General features: G+C 41.2%; 12 protein-coding genes. 8 read left to right on the top strand and 4 right to left on the bottom strand.

Translation table 11 applies throughout. From position 1 onward, the window contains the following. Positions 1-4 precede the first annotated feature (4 nt). Positions 5-472, bottom strand: a complete 468-nt coding sequence (locus N0B48_RS00800; RefSeq protein WP_259835753.1) for a cupin domain-containing protein — start codon at positions 470-472, stop codon at positions 5-7. Between the two features lie 552 nt (positions 473-1,024). Between N0B48_RS00800 and N0B48_RS00795 the strand changes: the two genes are divergently transcribed. Then, positions 1,025-1,636: a DUF6134 family protein gene (locus N0B48_RS00795; protein WP_259835750.1), complete on the top strand. Its 612-nt coding sequence runs from the start codon at positions 1,025-1,027 to the stop codon at positions 1,634-1,636. A 1,357-nt stretch (positions 1,637-2,993) separates the two neighbouring features. On the opposite strand, the gene N0B48_RS22945 is transcribed toward N0B48_RS00795, so the two are convergent. Then, positions 2,994-3,140, bottom strand: a complete 147-nt coding sequence (locus N0B48_RS22945) for a bacteriocin-like protein (RefSeq protein ID WP_442867478.1) — start codon at positions 3,138-3,140, stop codon at positions 2,994-2,996. Between the two features lie 28 nt (positions 3,141-3,168). Beyond that, on the bottom strand, positions 3,169-3,312 hold the full coding sequence (locus N0B48_RS00790; protein WP_259835747.1) for a bacteriocin-like protein: 144 nt from the start codon (positions 3,310-3,312) through the stop codon (positions 3,169-3,171). Between the two features lie 1,190 nt (positions 3,313-4,502). Between N0B48_RS00790 and N0B48_RS00785 the strand changes: the two genes are divergently transcribed. Continuing rightward, on the top strand, positions 4,503-6,992 hold the full coding sequence (locus tag N0B48_RS00785; RefSeq protein WP_259835744.1) for a hypothetical protein: 2,490 nt from the start codon (positions 4,503-4,505) through the stop codon (positions 6,990-6,992). A 17-nt stretch (positions 6,993-7,009) separates the two neighbouring features. Then, positions 7,010-7,543 (top strand): phage tail-like protein, encoded by a 534-nt coding sequence (locus N0B48_RS00780; RefSeq protein WP_259835741.1) that lies wholly within the window; start codon positions 7,010-7,012, stop codon positions 7,541-7,543. A 159-nt stretch (positions 7,544-7,702) separates the two neighbouring features. Here N0B48_RS00780 and N0B48_RS00775 read toward each other — a convergent pair whose 3' ends face one another. Then, positions 7,703-7,834 (bottom strand): hypothetical protein, encoded by a 132-nt coding sequence (locus tag N0B48_RS00775; protein ID WP_259835739.1) that lies wholly within the window; start codon positions 7,832-7,834, stop codon positions 7,703-7,705. Positions 7,835-8,191: 357 nt separating this feature from the next. On the opposite strand from N0B48_RS00775, the gene N0B48_RS00770 reads away from it, so the two are divergent. The 5 genes from N0B48_RS00770 (at position 8,192) to N0B48_RS00750 (ending at position 19,718) form a co-directional block, all read left to right on the top strand. After that, positions 8,192-8,425, top strand: coding sequence for a hypothetical protein (locus N0B48_RS00770; RefSeq protein ID WP_259835736.1), 234 nt, complete (start codon positions 8,192-8,194; stop codon positions 8,423-8,425). A gap of 452 nt (positions 8,426-8,877) precedes the next feature. Beyond that, entirely contained in the window at positions 8,878-11,799 is a 2,922-nt protein-coding gene (locus tag N0B48_RS00765; RefSeq protein ID WP_259835734.1) for a beta strand repeat-containing protein, read from the top strand. Between the two features lie 859 nt (positions 11,800-12,658). Next, positions 12,659-15,487 carry a tail fiber domain-containing protein gene (locus N0B48_RS00760; RefSeq protein ID WP_259835731.1) on the top strand — a complete coding sequence of 943 codons (2,829 nt, stop codon included), beginning with the start codon at positions 12,659-12,661 and terminating at the stop codon, positions 15,485-15,487. 865 nt (positions 15,488-16,352) lie between these two features. Then, the gene (locus N0B48_RS00755) at positions 16,353-18,794 is read left to right on the top strand and encodes a beta strand repeat-containing protein (RefSeq protein WP_259835729.1); all 2,442 of its coding nucleotides are present in this window, start codon (positions 16,353-16,355) and stop codon (positions 18,792-18,794) included. Positions 18,795-19,526: 732 nt separating this feature from the next. After that, positions 19,527-19,718 carry a hypothetical protein gene (locus N0B48_RS00750; RefSeq protein ID WP_259835726.1) on the top strand — a complete coding sequence of 64 codons (192 nt, stop codon included), beginning with the start codon at positions 19,527-19,529 and terminating at the stop codon, positions 19,716-19,718. Positions 19,719-19,806 lie beyond the last annotated feature (88 nt).

The following is a 19,806-nucleotide window of genomic DNA, read 5'->3' as shown; positions in this document are numbered from 1 at the left end:
TTTACTATGGATTGTTAGTGGTAATAACAAACATGATCAAAGGCTCATCTTCTGTATTTTCAATAGAATGATAGCCTGTGGAACTGATCGCTGTAATATCTCCTTTTTGAAGCTTTTTTTTTCGTTCCGGTCCTTGTGTTCCGGTTCTTTCACGATACTCTCCGGTTCCATGTATTACGACATACAATTCTTCTTCATTTTTTTCATTGTGGGTGTGAAACCCGGATTCATCTCCCTGACTCAATAATACCATATATGCACCCAGACGATTATTGGTTAATTCGTTCTGATCAAACATTTGTATCATATATACAATTCCCTTTCCACCATACATTCTTTCACGTTTATCTATGCGAATTATGGTTCGTTCTTCCTTTCCAAATGCCATTACATAAAGGTGGATATATTTCGAAACCTCTTGTATAACGTGATCAAATTCTGCTCCTTCAGTTAAAATAACGGTATCAGCCATATGAGTTAAATATTAATTTATAATAATGATAAATGTACAGTAAATTATATAACAACGTAAGTACAACCTTTTTCATTAAAGGATGTTTTTATTGAGAATTATATAAGGAAAAACCAATGGTGCTTTGTTTCCTGATACTGTAATTAAGCGAGAGCAAAATAATGAAGAATAAATGGATGTTTTCCGGTCCAGTTTATTTTTTTTTAATACTTGCCGGCTTCTTAAGAAAAATTCCCATTCATATCAGCTTCTACTTTTAAAAAATGCCATCTTACACCTTCAGAATTTAAAAAAACAAGGTTCATGATTATAAATTGGAACGCAGTATGTGTTTAAGTGGTTTGTTTTCAAATAGTTAAATTGGATAAGAGTAATGGGTTCGCATTTATCCTGCGGAACATTCTAAGCTTTTCCTGAGCTTAATTTTGCATCATATCAGTTCGATACTTATGAAGGTATTTTAGACTGATCATTTTTCACTCAGCAAAAATCCATTTCAGACCATCAATATACCCCTATAAAGAAGGCCATTATTTAAAAAAATAAAAAACAATGAAAACACTCCTGATTTTTTCGATGATGATGTTCAATTATTTTCAACCCGATATTGCAACACCTGTTACCAAAGAATATCTGAATTATTCTATTATAAAAGACGATAAAACCATTGGCAATATCCGTGTGGAACGTTCTTTAAAAGACGATATCACTGAATATATTTTTGAATCCCGGGCTAAAGTGAAAATCCTTTACAGTATTGAAATTTACGACAAAATGGGGGTCACTTTTAAACAAAATATACTGCAGCAGGCCAAACTGTACCGAACAATGAACGGGAAACTAAAAGTAAACAATACCGCTACCTGGAATGGAAGTTTTTATAATCTTTCGGACAAAGATGGCGCCAATGGCTCTCTAAAACAGTCTATCTTCAGCTCTACTGCAAGTCTGTATTTTAATGAGCCGGGAAATATAAAATCTGTTTTTTCGGAAAAATTCCAAAAAATGATTCCTATTCAGAAGATTAATTCCAAAAAATACAGGATCGATCTGCCGAACGGAAACACTACTACTTACACATACAGCAACGGAATTTGTACTTTAGTTGAAGCCAATACGGATTTTGCAAACCTAAAGTTTGTTCTTAATACAAACCCCAAATAAACCGATTAAAGTGCTTACTACAACGATTATAAAACTCATTTTAGTTTGGACTAAATTATGATATTTTTCAAATAAAAATAAGATAAATAGGGCATTGATGAGAACGGTTTAAACGCCTCTCATCAGAAAGAGACGGTTTTCAAACTTAGTGATCTAATTTATTAAAAGCTCAAAAAGTGCTATTTTAAATCTGGGTAGGAAATAAAATTTCCATAAAATTGAATTAAAGAAATATTTTTTTTCAGAAGTATCTTATTGGCAGGAAAGAGGTTGGTTTTTAACATTATCTTCTTTATTTTTTTGAGAACTTATATTATCCATGAATTTTATGAACAAGGATTATGTAAAACTTATTATATTTAAGATCTCATTTTAATCAAATCTTAACCTGGCTGCTCTCACGGGCAATAAGTTGGACAAGCACTGTAATTTTGTGACAGGATTTCTGTGCAATTTATTGAGTTCAATATGTTGAATATTAAATAGTTAAATGATTAAAAGTGTGTTGTTTTCGCAAATGATTTTAAAAATAAATACAAATGTTAAATCACTCATGGGTTGTTAAACCAAAGACTTTCACCACAATTTCATATCTTTTATTACTTATTGGGGCATGCATATTAATTTCAATTAGAAATGATCCCAAACTCCAGCCTGCAATGTTATTGAAATATGTTCCGGATTTTTTCTCACACATTTCAAATTTTTCGCTTACCTACTTGCTTGTTTCCAGTGGTTATTTTGCTTTATTATCCGGTTTACCGCTAAATAGAATATATATATTATGCATTATAGGTATAATCGGCAATTTTATATATGAAATTTGGATACCCGTACTCAATACCCCAGATATTATAGATGCCTGTATGGTGTAGCTGGTGTAATTTTTGGTATAGTATTTTTGGCCATTGTCAAACGCTACGGGCTCATACCTGCCAAGGATTAACAAAGAATATGACAAAGAAGAAAGTCCGCGTTTAGGGCCAGATGTACATTTAAATTTGGGTGATAATTGAATAGTCCCCACATTGATAACCTTTAAATGGTATCAAAAAGAGATGCATAATCACTGAATTTCTTTCCCGATCCGAGTTTTAGGCCTCCAACTATTGAAAGTTTCCGTAAGGCAAAAGAAAAAATGACGGGGAGATCTTTTCCGGCATTTATTTTGTCGAAAAAAATCGCTTCTGCTTATGAAAAGCTGATGTTATAAAGTATATGGATTGAAATTTTTCAGTCCTTCATTAAAATAGTAGATGGACTTTGTCTCTCCACAAAAAAGCCTTAGAATCATTGATTCTAAGGCTTTAATTTGTGAATGATCATATAGATCAGAGAATGGCTGTCTTTTTAAAGTTTAGCTCAATATTTCACATGGTGCTATACAAATCACCCAGGGACATCTTTTTATTCCCGGAGGTGGACAGCAAGTTCCGGAGCAACTTACTGCTCCGCCATTGATATTCTTCAGCTGATCTCTTGAGATTTTCTTAGAATTTTTCATAATAAAGTAATTGGGTTAAACTTAAAATTTAAGGTTGGTTTCCGCCGCCACATCCGTCGTATGCCGTACATTGCCATTTTCCGTTGATTAAGCATATTTGTCCACCCGGGCAGTTAATACCTCCTTTGATGGTTTTCATTTCCTGTCTTGCGATTTTTTTCAAATTTTTCATATGATTTAGATTTAGTACGATCCGAAATTAATCAATTTTATTCAATCAAAATCAAATATTATTAAATATTTATCTTAAAAATAGGTTATTTGTGTTGTATTTTTCATTAAAATCACGAGGCTAACGTGAGAAGAATCTGCTTAAACAGGAGTGAGGGACCGTGTGAAATTGACAGCTTCCTTGAAATGGCATTGTATTCAATATCCGGAAAAAAAGTGGTCATATTTATAAAGTATATTTCAAAGAGAATACTGATAGGAACAACAGCTTTTTATACCCAATTTAAAAGAAGGAATAGAAAAATGACCTTTTCCTGCCTGAATTCTGTCATTTTAAATACTGATTTGACGATTTTTTGAAAAACTGGGCTTTACAAAATTTAATAAACAAGACCGAAAATTGTTTTTAATTCAAAAAAAAGTGAATAATTATTTAAAATAATAATGGTTCCGGACTAATTGCTTTAAAGCCGCATTATTGCTGGTTTTGTATAGTAAAATATGTTATATTTAACAAGTTAATTAATTTTTTTTCATCCTTAAAGCATTTAATAGAACCTTCTGTATTTTACAGAAGGTTCGCTTTTTGAATCTGAGGCTAAGGTTTATACTTTTCAATGAAAAACTCCGCATGATTCGAAACTGTTTTTCTCTGCTGAAAAGCACCAATTTCTAAAACTACTTTTAAGAATTTTTTTAGTTTTTACCGGCAGACTATTTCATTGCTCTGTACATCGGGAATCCCACGACTTTTATACATTTATTCCTATTACACTTATCCGTTATTGAACAGGTTAAATAATAATCTTGCGAAACATATTTTGATCATAACAAAATGACTAAAAAGTGAAAGGATTGGGTATAGCAAATATTGGGCAGGCTATTTCACAAGGTAATTTTAAAGAATATATTCAGCTAAAACTGTCCATTCAAAGGATAACTTACACCTGCCTTCTTTAAGTTTTTTATAAAATAACCACAGACCATTATTAACACAATTTTGTTATTAAGTTGTTGATATTTAGGTTTTCGAATTTTTAAAAGCTAACATTTTTTTTAGTGAATTGTTTTTTCTGTTAACAACTTATAATGGTTTTACAAAACCGGATATCCTTTTCATGGCAGTAATTTCCCAATCGAATTTTTTGTTAAAATGATATCAAAAAATTGGACAGATGTAATATAGTATTTATGAGAAAAAAATTAATGACCTTTTTTTTAGTTTGGCTCATCGGGTTTACTGTCGTTTACGGGCAGGATAGTGATGGAGATACAATACAGAATGACTGTGATTTTGATGATGACAATGATGGTATTCCGGATATTGCTGAAAATACCTGTACTTTATCCGGGCAGACCATCCGCATAGGATACATACCCAATTCCAGAGATTTGGATACCCAATCCGGTTCCAACGGGTATACATTTGACGGGGCCTATATGAACGGGTCTGGAGCATTAAAACTCACTAATCCAGCCAATTTCGGTCCTTCCGGTATCGTCAAAGCAACGATTGTACTGGTCCCGATAAATGCCAATCCTATTACTAAAGCCAGTTTAACCGGTTTAAATTTGAATGCTGTATTTTTAGGTGGGATAGATAATAATTTAACGTCCTACCTGTCAGATAGTGAGTTTTTCTCCATCAAAGACTGGTCGGATGATTCCCCTAAGAATTTTGTAGTGACAACCCAATTCCAAACCCTTTCGTGGGGCGCCGATATCAGAACCGGCAATATCAATCCCAATACTCCTGTCAGCCTTGCCGGAGGAAATAAAATTTTCAACGGCCCCTTTGGAAATATAAAAACATTTAATCAGGCAGGTAATGTTCAGGCCTATTTCAAATCAGCAATTAACCCCTGTTTTACAGCTTATTCCGCTGTGGACGGAAAGCATAGAAATGTGATGTACCTGGATACTCAGTATAACGATCTTATTATTGCTGATGTAGATATTTTTACCACAGTAGGAGGGGTGACATCAGGAAATGCCATATCTTCCAATAACGACCGGCTGTTTGCCAATCTCTGGGCTTTTGTAGCCAGCCAGTCCGCCTGTGCAGGGAATGATCCGGATGGGGACGGAATACCCAATTATCTGGACCTCGATTCTGATGGCGATGGGTGCTTTGATGCGATTGAAGGAGATGAAACCGTTTTTGCTGCCCAAATCGATGCTACCGGTAAAATACTCGGAACAGTCGATCGTCACGGAATTCCTTTCCTGGTTAATTCAGGGGGGAAAGCTGATATAGGAGGAGATGAGGGGCAGGGAATAGGTTCTTCAGCCGATAGCAGTGTATCGGCCTGTCAGGACCATGATGAAGACTCTGTAAAAGACGAATGTGATCTGGATAGCGACAATGACGGCATATTAGATATCATCGAAAATAGCTGTACCTTATCATCACAAACCATCCGCATAGGATACATACCCAATGCCAGAGATTTAGATACCCAGCCCGGTTTTAACGGGTATACATTTGACGGGGCCTATATGAGCGGATCAGGAGCTCTTAAACTCACCAATCCTGCCAATTTCGGTCCTGCGGGAACGGTGAAAGCCAGTATCGTATTGGTTCCCATTGCTGCCAATCCTATCACTAAGGCCAGCTTAAACAGCTTAAATCTGAATGCTGTTTTTCTGGGCGGAATAGATAACAATACCACCTCGTACCTGTCCAATGCTGAATTCAGCGAGATCAGAGACTGGTCGGATGATTCATTAAAGAATTTTGTAATAGCCACCCAATTGCAGACAAAAGCATGGGGGGCAGATATTTTTTCAGGTAATGTAAACCCTGACAGTCCGGCAAGTTTCGCAGGCTCCACCAGAATTTTCACCGGCCCTTTTGGAAATGTGGCATCATTTAATCAGGCGGGTTCTTTTCAGGCTTATTTTACTTCGGGTACCACTTCGTGTTTTGCCAACGCTATTGCTTTTGATGCCAATAGCAGAGCCGTAATATATCTGGATGCCAAATACAATGACCTGATGGTCGCTGATGTTGATATTTTTACCACTGTAGGAGGGGTTACGGCAGGAAATTCAATAACGTCCAACAACGATAGACTTTTTGCCAATATCTGGGCTTTTGTGGCTACCCAGTCTGCATGCGCAGGAAATGATCTGGACCATGACGGAACCCCCGATTATCTGGATCTTGATTCGGATGGAGACGGCTGCTTTGACGCTGTTGAAGGAGATGAGAATGTCACTCCGCTACAGATGGATCTGAACGGTGTAATACCTGGAAATGTAGATACCAGAGGAGTCCCTGTTCTTGTTGACTCAGGTGGGGCAGCTGATATAGGTGGAGATATGGGACAGGGAATCGGAGAGGCTGCTGATAGCACGGTCCGGAACTGCTATTGTTTTAAACCGGCTCTAACAGACGGTGCTGTACTACAGACCAATTATGGGATTACCGCTCTGCCACGGGCGGGAAAAGACAACGATAACTGGCCAATGCTGAGAAAAGGGGGCTGGATTGCCATGGAAGCCAATACCAAAGGTTTTGTTCCCAACCGGCTTACGACTGTCCAGATTTCAGCAATTCCTGCAGCAGAGCTTGTGGAAGGGATGCTGCTGTACAATACCACCCTCGATTGTCTCCAGATTAACACCAGTGGGACAGCAGTGGGGTGGACCTGCCTTAATACTCAAGCCTGTCCATAAATTTAATGTATCGAACAATGAAAAAAATATTAGTTATAAGTCTCTTTCCACTTTCTGTCTTTGTTTCAGGGCAGGTGGCCATCGGTAGGCAGTCCGTGGCGTCTCATTCCGTATCTCTTGATTTTGGAACGGAGAACCGGGGAATCATTCTTCCATGGGTAACTGCCGCAGCAGGTGTGGTCTTGCCTGCCAACGGCTCCATCATTTATGACCTTACCGATTATAAAGTAAAAGTAAAATATATGGCAGGATGGAAAGATCTTTCAGGAAATAGTGCTGGAACTACCATAGATCCTGAAACAGGTATGGAAGGAAATACCCTTCAGATAACCGAAACAGAAAATACCAATGCCAAAACAACCATAGGCACTTTAAACACAATATCCGGCATACTTGTACTTGAAGATACCCATAAAGCGATGGTACTGCCGAAAGTAGCCAATCCGCATCTTAACATCATCAATCCGGCACCGGGAATGCTGGTGTATGATACAGCATCAAAAATGCTGGCTGTGTTTAATGGTAAAGTGTGGAGCTTCTGGAAACAATGACATCTTCAATCAGGGCCTTAATCTACCCATAAAGTAAATTTTTAAGACAACCTGTACCAAAAAGATCCCGGATTTCATATTCGGGATTTTTTTAGCAGATGAAATGTTCTGCTATGGTAGCTTTTATAGCAATGCATGTCCTTGGGAGATGACTTGATATCAAGGATTCTGCAGTATCATAAGATCGAAAACCCGTCCAGTCCCTATATTCTGCAAACCGTATTTCATAAAGGCCATATGATTGAAGAATAATCTTTTCATGTTTTCGTCCGGAGTGATTTTGTATTCCATCTGATTTTTAGGTATAAAAGGTCAAAAAAAATGATTCTTTTTAAATTATTCGCTTTTCTGCCATTTCAGGCAGTCTTAAAATATGAAAAAAATACATTTCAAAGCAGTAATAGGAGTCGTTTTTCAGTTTTTTATTCATAATTAACAGAGGATACAAGAGGTTTTCAGTATAGTCATAAAGTTAACGCGTTTTGAATTTAAAATATTGATAATTAAGGTTTTAAAAAATAAATTGTTAACAAAAAAACGATAAAAAATTACTTTTTGATAACAATGAGTTAACATTAAAAATTCTCAAAGTATCAATTTCACCTTTAGTTTTGTCCCAGCATTAAGGATGCAAAAAAAATATACACAATGAAAAAAATTATTTTACTAATCGTAATTGTTGCACTGGTATGGGTGCAACAGGTAAATGCTCAGGTGAGTATAAATACCACCACATCCTCAGACAGTACCGCAAAAAATGCTACAGGTGCTGCCACTACAACGGAAGGGTTTCTCATTCCCGGAGTTGACAGGCAGAAGGCGCAGGACATAATCAATGTCCCTGTTTCTTCCCGGTTCTGCGTAAACAGTTTCACGACATGAATCCTGATTGGGACCACACCTAATATGGATACGGTCGGGTCCTATGTATCAGTATAGTGAACATCAAAAATTTAACCGGCAATCGTAAGAATGCAGAATGTATAGACTTGATATAGACTTGAGCAGATGCTGATACACGCAAGATGATACTTCCAAAATCTGTTTGCCCATCCTGTTGAGGATTTGGCTCTTAAGATCTTAGCAAACCTGTTTATTTCTCCTTCAACTAAGCCCGTAACCATTTCTCTGATCGAATAGGCCAGCTTAGTTCATGGTATTTAAACTGTATGTTCAAGTGAACGGATTTTAAAAATAAAATAGGGAGGATCAGTATTTTGAAAGTTTAAAAAATTTAAAAAACATAAAGAAATGTCAATTGTTAATGCTAATAATTGACGAGGGACTTTAACAGGAGTTGGGTCTCAGCATTAAGGATGCAAAAAAATATACACATGAAAAAAATTATTTTACCAATTGTACTTGTTGCACTAGGATGTGTGCAACAGGTGAATGCTCAGGTGGGTATAAACACCCCTACACCTACCTCTACGTTTGATATTACCGCTAAAGAAGCGACAGGCACTGCCAAGACTGCAGAAGGGCTTCTGATTCCCAGAGTGGATCGTCAGAGAGCCCAAAGCATGACAGATGTCCCTACTTCCACTTTGGTGTACGTGAACAGTATTGCTACAGGAACCGCAACCGGTACGGCTGCAAATATCGATGCGATCGGGTATTACTATTATAACGGAACCGCATGGACCAAGCTGACAACCGGAGGAAGCACAAACATCTACACCGCAGACGGAACGCTTGCTGGAAACAGAATTGTTACCCAAGGTGCGAATACCCTTGCTTTTACGGGTACAGCCACCAATGCCTTTTCTGTAGACGGAACTACCTTGTCTGTAGATGCCGAGAATAATAGAGTAGGTATAGGTACTGCTGCTCCGGGACAGGCGCTAAGCATCGTAGACGGATCCAGCAACAACAATTTTGGTATTGCCACATTTACCCACTCCAATCTTACCCAGGGAGTCGGGATAGGCTGGGAAGGAATACAGAGTGTGGGGACAAAAGCTGATGCCAGTTTAAGCCTCAATGCGAAAGGTGCAGGACACATTGTGATGCAGAACAGCGGGACGACAGGAAACGTGGGGATCAATACCACGGCACCTTCGTCAACGTTAGACATTAGCGCCAAAAATGCAACAGGTACTACGACCAAAGCGGAAGGTCTTTTGATTCCGAGAGTAGATCGTCAGCGGGCTCAAAGCATGACCGGTGTCCCTACTTCCACTTTGGTGTATGTGAACAGCATTGCTACAGGAACCGCAACGGGGACGGCTGCAAATATTGATGCGATCGGGTATTACTATTATAATGGTACCGCATGGACCAAGCTGGGTTCAGACACGAATACCAATATCTACACCAACGACGGAACACTTGCCGGAAATAGAATTGTTACCCAGGGTGCTAATACCCTTGCTTTTACGGGTACAGCTACCAATGCTTTTTCTGTAGACGGAACTACCTTATCTGTAGACGCTACCAATAACAGAATAGGTATCGGCACTGCCGCTCCAGGAGAGGCGCTAAGCATCGTAGACGGATCCAGCAATAATAATTATAGTATTGCCACATTTACCCACTCTAATCTTACTAAGGGAGTAGGGATAGGCTGGGAAGGAGTACAATCCAGAGGATCCAGTACCAATGTGGATCTGAACCTCAATGCAAAAGGTACGGGAAATATAATCATGCAGACCAATGGAACCACAGGCAATGTAGGTATTGGTACCACGACGCCCCATGCTCCGTTACAATTTGCCAATACAGAGGGTAATCGTAAGATGGTTCTTTATGAAACGGCAAATAATGACCATCAATATTATGGACTCGGAATTAACAGCTCCGTATTACGTTACCAGTTGGATGGTACCTCCGCCAGCCATGCTTTTTATGCCGGCACGTCTACGACAACTTCCAATGAGCTGATGCGTATCACAGGAACAGGCAGAGTGGGGATTGGTACCACGGCTCCGGGAGAGGCGCTAAGTGTAGTAGACGGATCCAGCAGCAACGACTATAGCATTGCTACATTTACCCACTCCAATCTTACTCAGGGAGTAGGGATAGGCTGGACAGGAATCCAGTCCAGAGGAACCGATGCCAATATCAATTTAAACCTCAACGCCAAAGGTGCCGGAAATATTCTGATGCAGACCACGGGAAATATAGGAGCTGGAACGACTACGCCTCAGAGAAAGCTGCATGTAGCGGGAGGTCTTCAGGTCACCAATGAACTGAATGTAGGAGGAAGTGCTACCGCCGCAGGAAGTGCCGGAACCACCGGACAGGTTCTTACCTCTAACGGAGCAGGAGCAGCGCCTTCATGGGGCTCCGCAGCCACCAGTACCAATATTTATAGCAACGACGGAACGCTTGCCGGAAACAGAATTGTTACCCAGGGTGCCAATACCCTTGCTTTTACGGGTACAGCCACTAATGCATTTTCCGTAGATGGGACTACCTTTTCTGTAGATGCTACCAATAACAGGATAGGTATTGGTACCACGGCTCCTGGGAATGCATTAACCGTAGTAGACGGATCCAGCAGCAACGATTATAGCATTGCTACATTTACCCACTCCAATCTTACCCAGGGAGTAGGGATAGGCTGGACAGGAATCCAGTCCAGAGGAACCGATGCCAATATCAATTTAAACCTCAATGCCAAAGGTTCCGGGAACATTCTGATGCAGACCAGTGGAAACATAGGAGCGGGAACTACCAGTCCTCAGAGAAAGCTGCATGTAGCCGGAGGTCTTCAAGTCACTAATGAGCTGAATGTAGGAGGAAGTGCTACCACCGCAGGAAGTGCAGGAACAACCGGACAGGTACTGACTTCAAGAGGCGCTAATACTGCCCCACAATGGGAAAGTCCGGATGCTGGCGGATTTATTTCAAGAGTAGTGGCATCAGGCAGAACTTCAGGCGTTCAAACCAACTCGGGAAATGGATTTAAAAGTCTTGGTTTTGGTTCTATCAGAAATCCCGGCGGCGGATGGGATACAGGGAATAACAGCTATACTGTTCCCACTTCAGGCTACTATCAGGTCTCTATGTTTGCCGCTATTAAAGCAAGCAATGCTGCGTACAGGATTGTCTGGCTTTTTAAAGTCGGTGGCGAGCGTTTTCCTTTTTACGAACAGGCCGATACAAGTGGAGGAAACTATATCCGCAGAGGAGGCACCATGACTACTTATATCGATGCAGGATCAGTGATTACCATTGGTTACGAGCAAAATGCCAATTCGCATGATGTGGGTGCCGGAGCTACATTTGCCATTGTTTATTTGGGAAATTAAAACCAATGATTAAAAACACAACACAACAATTTAGATTCTAATACACACAATGATGATATGCTGTGCAACTTAAGCAAACGCAATTGTACAGTACAGCGTACAGAAAGTTCACAAAGCTATTTTTTTTTAATGCCTCATAAGGTAGAAGACCCTGTTTATTTTCTCCTTCAACTAAGCCTGTTATCATTCCCTTGATAAATAGATCAGCTTGGTTGAAGGTTTTTTTAGACCCGATTACCGGGTTAACCTATTTTAAAAATTAAGATAATGATGATCCATGTTTTGTAAGTGAAAATGAAGGATGATGAAAAAAAACATTCATTTACTCTCAAGCTCCAAGCCTCGAACACGAATTCCGCAACCCGAACCTCGCACCCATAATAATTAATCCCATGTATGGTCAGACTGATTTTTTAATTGCCTTTAGCTATTTGCCTTTTTTTCTTGTTTTTAGGTAAAGGGGCTAAGAAACTGACGCCTCCTGTGTCCATAAGTTTCATAGAGCAAGATCAAAATGACAAAAAAATTCAATTATCCGGAGGCTCCCGAAGAAAAATTCTGGCAGGTAGGTGCATGAATCGGGCAGTTTAGCCTGCGACCTGCTTCTGAAAGTGATTCCTTCAGGTTTCTGTTGAACATGAGAATAGAACGGAGCCAGTAGAAAGCAAAGCTGAATATTTAACATGTTTTATAATGTAAAGTTTTGATTCTTAAAGTTTTGTAAAATAAAAAATTAACGAAATAACAGGGAAAAACCATTTTCTGTTAACAAAGTATTAACACTGAAATTCTCTAAAATACCAACGGTCTCTTAGTTTTGTTCCGGCACTTAAAATGCTAAGAACAAAAATCTAACTGTATGAAAAAAATTATCCTACCAATTATCATTGTTGCATCAGGATGTATCCATCAGGCAAAAGCTCAGGTGGGTATCAACACCACGGCACCTGCCTCAACGCTGGACGTTATTGCCAAAAACGCAACGGGCACAACCACCACCCCGGAGGGCCTTTTGATTCCCAGAATAGACCGTCAGAGGGCCCAAAGCATGACCGGTGTCCCTACTTCCACTTTGGTGTATGTCAACAGTATCGCTACAGGAACCGCAACGGGCACGGCGGCGAATATCGATGCGATCGGATATTACTTTTATAACGGGACCGCATGGGCAAAGCTGGGTTCAGACACGAATACCAATATCTACACGAACGACGGTACCCTTGCCGGAAACAGAATCGTTACCCAGGCCGCTAATACCCTTGCTTTTACCGGCACGGCGATCAACGCTTTTTCTGTAGATGGGACTACACTTTCTGTAGATGCCGAGAATAATAGAGTGGGTGTAGGTACCGCAGCTCCGGGACAGGCACTTGGGGTGGTAGACGCCGGAAACACCAACCAATTTAACGGTATTGCTTCGTTTTCCGCGAATAATCTCACGGCAGGAGTAGGCATCGGATGGGAAGGTATACAGACTGTGGGAAGCAGGACGGATATCCCTTTACATCTTAACGCAAAAGGGGCCGGACATCTCATCATGCAGAACAGCGGAACCACAGGAAATGTGGGGATCAATACGACAACCCCTTCTTCGACGTTCGACGTTACGGCCAAAAATGCAACGGGTACTACGACTAAAGCGGAAGGCCTTTTGATTCCGAGAGTGGACAGGGAGAGAGCCCAAAGCATGACCGGTGTCCCTACTTCCACTTTGGTATATGTGAACAGTATCGCTACAGGAACGGCAAGTGGTATTGCCGCTAATATCGATGCGATCGGGTATTACTTTTATAACGGGACCGCCTGGGCCAAGCTGGGCTCAGACTCCAATACCAATATCTACACGAACAACGGTACTCTAGCTGGAAACAGAATCGTTACCCAGGGAGCCAATACCCTTGCTTTTACCGGCTCAGCGACCAATGCATTTTCTGTGGATGGGACTACACTTTCTGTAGATGCCGAGAATAATAGAGTGGGTGTAGGTACCGCAGCTCCGGGACAGGCGCTTGGTGTGGTAGACGCCGGAAACACCAATCAATTTAACGGCATTGCTTCGTTTTCCGCCAATAATCTCACAGCAGGAGTAGGCATCGGATGGGAAGGTATACAGACCGTGGGAAGCCGGACGGATATCCCTTTACATCTTAATGCAAAGGGAGCCGGACATCTCATCATGCAGAATAGCGGAACCACAGGAAATGTGGGGATCAATACGACAACCCCTTCTTCAACGTTAGACGTTACGGCCAAAAATGCCACGGGTACTACGACTAAGGCGGAAGGCCTTTTGATTCCGAGAGTGGACAGGGAAAGAGCTCAAAGCATGACCGGTGTCCCTACTTCCACTTTGGTATACGTGAACAGTATTGTCACAGGAACCGCAACGGGTACCGCGTCGAATATCGATGCGATCGGGTATTACTTTTATAACGGGACAGCCTGGGCAAAGCTGGGTTCAGATACGAATACCAATATCTACACGAATGACGGTACTCTTGCCGGAAACAGAATCGTTACCCAGGGTACCAATACCCTTGCTTTCAACGGCACAGCGATCAATGCATTTTCTGTGGATGGGACTACCTTATCTGTAGATGCTACCAATAACAGGGTCGGTGTAGGTACCGCAGCTCCGGGACAGGCACTTGGGGTGGTAGACGCCGGAAACACCAACCAATTTAATGGCATTGCTTCTTTTTTCGCGAATAATCTCACAGCGGGAGTAAGCATTGGATGGGAAGGTATACAGACCGTGGGAAGCCGGACGGATATCCCTTTACATCTTAATGCAAAGGGAGCCGGAAACCTTATCATGCAGAACAGCGGAACCACGGGTAATGTAGGTGTCGGCACTACAACTCCGGGGCAGAGGGTAAGTGTGGTAGACGCCGGAAACGCCAATCAGTTTAATGGTATTGCTTCGTTTTCCAACAACAACCTTACCCAGGGCGTGGGCATTGGCTTTGGCGGCATACAGTCTATCGGGACTAATGCGAATGTCAACCTGGGACTCAATGCAAGAGGAACGGGAGATATTATCATGCAGACCAACGGAACTACGGGCAGGGTGGGTATTGGCACTGCGACTCCGTTGCAGGCATTGAGTGTGGTAGATGCCGGAAATGGCAACCAACTAAATGGTATTGCGTCGTTTGTAGCCAACAACCTCACGGCTGGGATAAGCATTGGATGGGAAGGGATACAGTCAGTCGGAACCAGGGTAAATGTGCCTTTACACCTTAATGCGAGAGGAACCGAGCATATTGTCATGCAGACCAGCGGAACCGGTAATGTAGGGATTGGAACGGCAGCTCCTACTCAAAGGTTGCATGTGAATGGAAATGTTTTGGCCAATGCGTACAATACCCCATCCGATATCAGGCTGAAAAAAGAGATTACCAATAATGTCTATGGCCTGAAAGAGGTGCTGGGCGTACGTACGATCAACTACAGATATAAAGATGAACAAGTGAGCAAAGACAAGAAAATCGGTTTTGTGGCGCAGGAGATCAAGGCATCCATGCCTGAACTGGTAACCACAGCCAGCGACGAGATGAAAACACTAAGTGTCAACTACCCGGAAATGACGGTGGTGCTTACCAAAGCTGTTCAGGAACTGCGGGAAATCGTTCAGAAACAACAGCAGGAAATTGAGGCGCTGAAATCCCATTTAAAACATAAATAGCCTGAGTTCGGGTTAAGAGAATTAAGATTGAAATAGATGGAAGAGGGAAGGTGGAGGCGGGAAGCTAGTATTGGACATTCATTTTTAACAGTTGCCATACTATTTGATGGAGTAGTCTTAAAAAAATAATAAAAACCAGGGGAGATTTATCTTTTACCACTTCAATAACTTCCCTCTTCCAGCTTCCGTCTTCCATCTCTTCCTTCCTTCCTTCCTTCCTTCCTTCTCAAAAGCGAATACAATGCGCTCTGAAAACAGATACGATTCTAAACACACAAATAATCTGAGTACATCATTCATCCCATTGACCTCAGATCCATTCTTAATTTCCTTTAGCTAAGCGACTTTTTCTTTTTTCTCCCATTTTATTCATCTGTTTTGTCTGCTTAGTTAAAGGGGTTAAGAAAAGATACTCCTCTCCATGTATTGGACACTCATTTTTAACAGCTGCCCTACCATTTGAGGAAGAAGTCTTAAAAATTAAATACAACTACGCCAGAGTTTTGCCTTTGGAGTTTCAATACCTTCTCTCTTCGAACTTCAGACTTCGTTATCTTATTAAAAACAGAAATGTTTTATCCCAAATTCAGGTTAATTAAACAACAGCCTGCCTTTGAAAAGTAATTTTTTCGAATTTTCAATCAGAATTGATCGGAATACAACCGGTTTTTGGCCTATTGATGATGTTAACGCATTTTAAAAATTAAAATACTGAAAATCAGTGTTTTGTAAATTAAAAAGTTAACAAAAAAGTACTAAAAAACAGCTTTTTGCTAACAAAGTGTTAACGCTAAAAATCTTGAAAACACATACTGCATAATTAATTTTGTTCCCGCCTTAAGGAGGCAGAAAAAAAATTAAGCATATGAAAAAATTTATTCTACCAATTGTCATGATTGCACTGGGTTCTGTGCAACAAGTAAATGCTCAGGTGGGTATCAACACGCCTACGCCCACCTCTACATTAGATGTTACCGCTAAAAACGCAACGGGCACTACGACTACTGCTGAAGGTCTTTTGATTCCGAGAGTGGATCGTCAGCGGGCCCAAAGCATGACGGGTGTCCCTACTTCCACTTTGGTGTACGTCAACAGCATTGCTACAGGAACCGCAACCGGTACGGCCGCGAATATCGATGCGATCGGGTATTACTATTATAACGGGACCGCATGGACCAAGCTGGGTGCGGATACGAATACCAATATCTATACCAACGACGGAACGCTTGCTGCAAACAGAATTGTTACCCAGGGCGCCAATACTCTTGCTTTTACCGGTACAGCCACCAATGCATTTTCCGTAGACGGGACTACCTTGTCTGTAGATGCCGAGAATAATAGAGTGGGGGTAGGTACGGCAGCCCCAGGACAGGCACTAAGTATCGTTGACGGCGTAGATACTAACCAGTATAATGGCATTGCTTCGTTTAGAGCAAACAATCTTACTGCGGGGATAGGGATTGGCTGGGAAGGGATACAATCAATCGGAACCAGAACAGATGTCGCTTTGCATCTTAATGCAAAAGGAGGCGGACATCTCATTATGCAAAACAGCGGAACTACGGGTAATGTGGGGATTAATACCACTACTCCTTCTTCAACGCTAGACGTTAGCGCCAAAAATGGCACAGGTACTACCACTACTGCGGAAGGACTTTTAATCCCGAGAGTTGATCGGCAGAGAGCCCAGAGTATGACGGGGGTTGCTACTTCCACTTTGGTGTATGTGAACAGTATTGCCACAGGAACCGCTACGGGTACCGCCGCGAATATCGATGCCATCGGGTATTACTATTATAACGGAACCGCATGGACCAAGCTGGGTGCAGACACGAATACCAATATCTACACCAACGACGGAACGCTTGCCGGAAACAGAACAGTGACGCAAGGCTCCAATACCCTTGCTTTTACGGGGACAGCCACCAATGCATTTTCAGTAGACGGAACTACCTTATCTGTAGACGCTACCAATAACAGGATAGGTATCGGTACTGCAGCTCCTGGAGAGGCGCTAAGCATCGTAGACGGATCCAGCAATAATAATTATAGTATTGCCACATTTACCCACTCTAATCTTACTAAGGGAGTAGGGATAGGCTGGGAAGGAGTACAATCCAGAGGATCCAGTACCAATGTGGATCTGAACCTCAATGCAAAAGGTACGGGAAATATAATCATGCAGACCAATGGAACCACAGGCAATGTAGGTATTGGTACCACGACGCCCCATGCTCCGTTACAATTTGCCAATACAGAGGGTAATCGTAAGATGGTTCTTTATGAAACGGCAAATAATGACCATCAATATTATGGACTCGGAATTAACAGCTCCGTATTACGTTACCAGTTGGATGGTACCTCCGCCAGCCATGCTTTTTATGCCGGCACGTCTACGACAACTTCCAATGAGCTGATGCGTATCACAGGAACCGGCAGGGTAGGAATTGGTACCACGACTCCAGGGGAGGCGCTAAGCGTGGTAGACGGATCCAGCAGCAACGACTATAGCATTGCTACATTTACCCACTCCAATCTTACTCAGGGAGTCGGGATAGGCTGGACAGGAATCCAGTCCAGAGGAACCGATGCCAATATCAATTTAAACCTTAATGCCAAAGGTGCCGGAAATATTCTGATGCAAACTACCGGAAATATAGGAGCAGGAACGACTACACCTCAGAGAAAACTGCATGTAGCGGGAGGTCTTCAGGTCACCAATGAACTGAATGTAGGAGGAACTGCCACCACCGCAGGAAGTGCCGGAACTACAGGACAGATTCTTACCTCCAACGGAGCAGGAGCTGCGCCTTCGTGGCAAACTCTGAATACCGCAAGCGGAACGATTGCTTCTGCCAATTATGTACAGGGAACCACAGCACTAAGCGTTGCGAACGGTACTACAGCTGATGTTCCAGGAGTAACGATTACTTTAACAGTTCCCACTGGACATACCCAAACTTTTTTATTTACAATTTTGGGATATGCAGTAGTATCAGATGGTAACACAAGCCAAGGCGTTTTTTCTCTTTTACAGAATGGGGTGAAAATATCTTCAGCTTATGCCTCTAAAGCCGGAGTATTTGCAACAAATAATGCCGTAGGCTTAAGTTTGGCCAACATGCCGGTTCCTGTCACTTTTCTTAAATCGGTGAGCCTGCCCGCTGGAACATATACGTTTAAAATTCAGTACAGCGCATGGGCTGGTGGTGCTACGGTTAATTTCGTTCCTAGTGTTTATAATGGCTATAACGGTGATACAGAAGCAATGCTTACCAAAATGCAGGTAATGGTGTATAATAATTAAAAGCTGATCATTAAAATGAGTGAAGAATTCATTCGTATGAAAAAAAAGAAATGATATGATGCGGTTTTCTTTCAATGGTTGGTCATGATCAAAAGACCTATTAAAAGAATTTACCCGAAGCAGATACGATTCTAAACACACAAATAATCTGAATACATCATTGATCCATGTATGATCAGACTGATTCTTAATAACCTTTAGCTAAGCAACCTTTCCCCGTGTATATTTTTAAATGTGGTCTGCTTTGGCTAAAGGGATTAAGAAAATCAGAAGTAGAGCGCTGGAAGTTAGTATGGGATATTCATTTTTAACAGCTACCATACCATTTGATGAAGCAGTCTTAAAAATGTCATACAAGTACGCCAGAGTTCTGGCTTTGGAGTTTCAATATCTTTTCTCTTTGGGCTTCAGACTTCTTTATCTTATTAAAAACAGAAATGGTTTATCCCGAATTCAGGTTAATTAAAACGGCAGCCTGCTTTCGAAATGGATTTTTTTCGGATGTTTATTCAAAAATCCTACGAAATAGAGCCGGTTTTAGCAGATTTATAAAGTTAACACGTTTTAAAATTTAAATTATTGAAAATCAGTATTTTATAAAATTTAAAGTTAACGAAAAAGTAGCAAAATAGGGATTGTTGATAACAATGAGTTAACACCAAAAATAATCAACGTATGCATTTCATCGGTAGTTTTGTCTCAGCATTAAGGATGCAAAAAAAAATACACACAATGAAAAAAAATAGTTTACCCATCGGAATTGCCGCACTCGTAGCGGTGTCTTATAGGATTGCTCAGGTGGGCATCAATACCCCCGGATCCGGTTCTGCTTTGAATGTTTCAGCAAAAAAACAGCAATCCGGCAGTACGGTACCCATGAACCGGGCAGATCATTCATCCCATTACAGTCAGCCTGATTCTTAATGTCCATTACCTCAGTGACTTTTTCACTGGTTTGTTTATTGGGCGTCTGCCTGATTAAAGGCGTTAAGAAACAGATGATCCTCCCATA

The sequence above is a fragment of the Chryseobacterium herbae genome, assembly GCF_025154075.1.
Lineage (GTDB): Bacteria > Bacteroidota > Bacteroidia > Flavobacteriales > Weeksellaceae > Chryseobacterium > Chryseobacterium herbae.
The sequence above is the reverse complement of the archived record's forward strand: the minus strand, read 5'-3'. Positions and strand labels throughout refer to the sequence as shown.

Coding starts and splice junctions, on each gene's coding strand:
- N0B48_RS00800 (WP_259835753.1), bottom strand. CDS start 472: ATGGCTGATACCGTTATTTTAACTGAAGGAGCAGAATTTGATCACGTT.
- N0B48_RS00795 (WP_259835750.1), top strand. CDS start 1,025: ATGAAAACACTCCTGATTTTTTCGATGATGATGTTCAATTATTTTCAA.
- N0B48_RS22945 (WP_442867478.1), bottom strand. CDS start 3,140: ATGAAAAATTCTAAGAAAATCTCAAGAGATCAGCTGAAGAATATCAAT.
- N0B48_RS00790 (WP_259835747.1), bottom strand. CDS start 3,312: ATGAAAAATTTGAAAAAAATCGCAAGACAGGAAATGAAAACCATCAAA.
- N0B48_RS00785 (WP_259835744.1), top strand. CDS start 4,503: ATGAGAAAAAAATTAATGACCTTTTTTTTAGTTTGGCTCATCGGGTTT.
- N0B48_RS00780 (WP_259835741.1), top strand. CDS start 7,010: ATGAAAAAAATATTAGTTATAAGTCTCTTTCCACTTTCTGTCTTTGTT.
- N0B48_RS00775 (WP_259835739.1), bottom strand. CDS start 7,834: ATGGAATACAAAATCACTCCGGACGAAAACATGAAAAGATTATTCTTC.
- N0B48_RS00770 (WP_259835736.1), top strand. CDS start 8,192: ATGAAAAAAATTATTTTACTAATCGTAATTGTTGCACTGGTATGGGTG.
- N0B48_RS00765 (WP_259835734.1), top strand. CDS start 8,878: ATGAAAAAAATTATTTTACCAATTGTACTTGTTGCACTAGGATGTGTG.
- N0B48_RS00760 (WP_259835731.1), top strand. CDS start 12,659: ATGAAAAAAATTATCCTACCAATTATCATTGTTGCATCAGGATGTATC.
- N0B48_RS00755 (WP_259835729.1), top strand. CDS start 16,353: ATGAAAAAATTTATTCTACCAATTGTCATGATTGCACTGGGTTCTGTG.
- N0B48_RS00750 (WP_259835726.1), top strand. CDS start 19,527: ATGAAAAAAAATAGTTTACCCATCGGAATTGCCGCACTCGTAGCGGTG.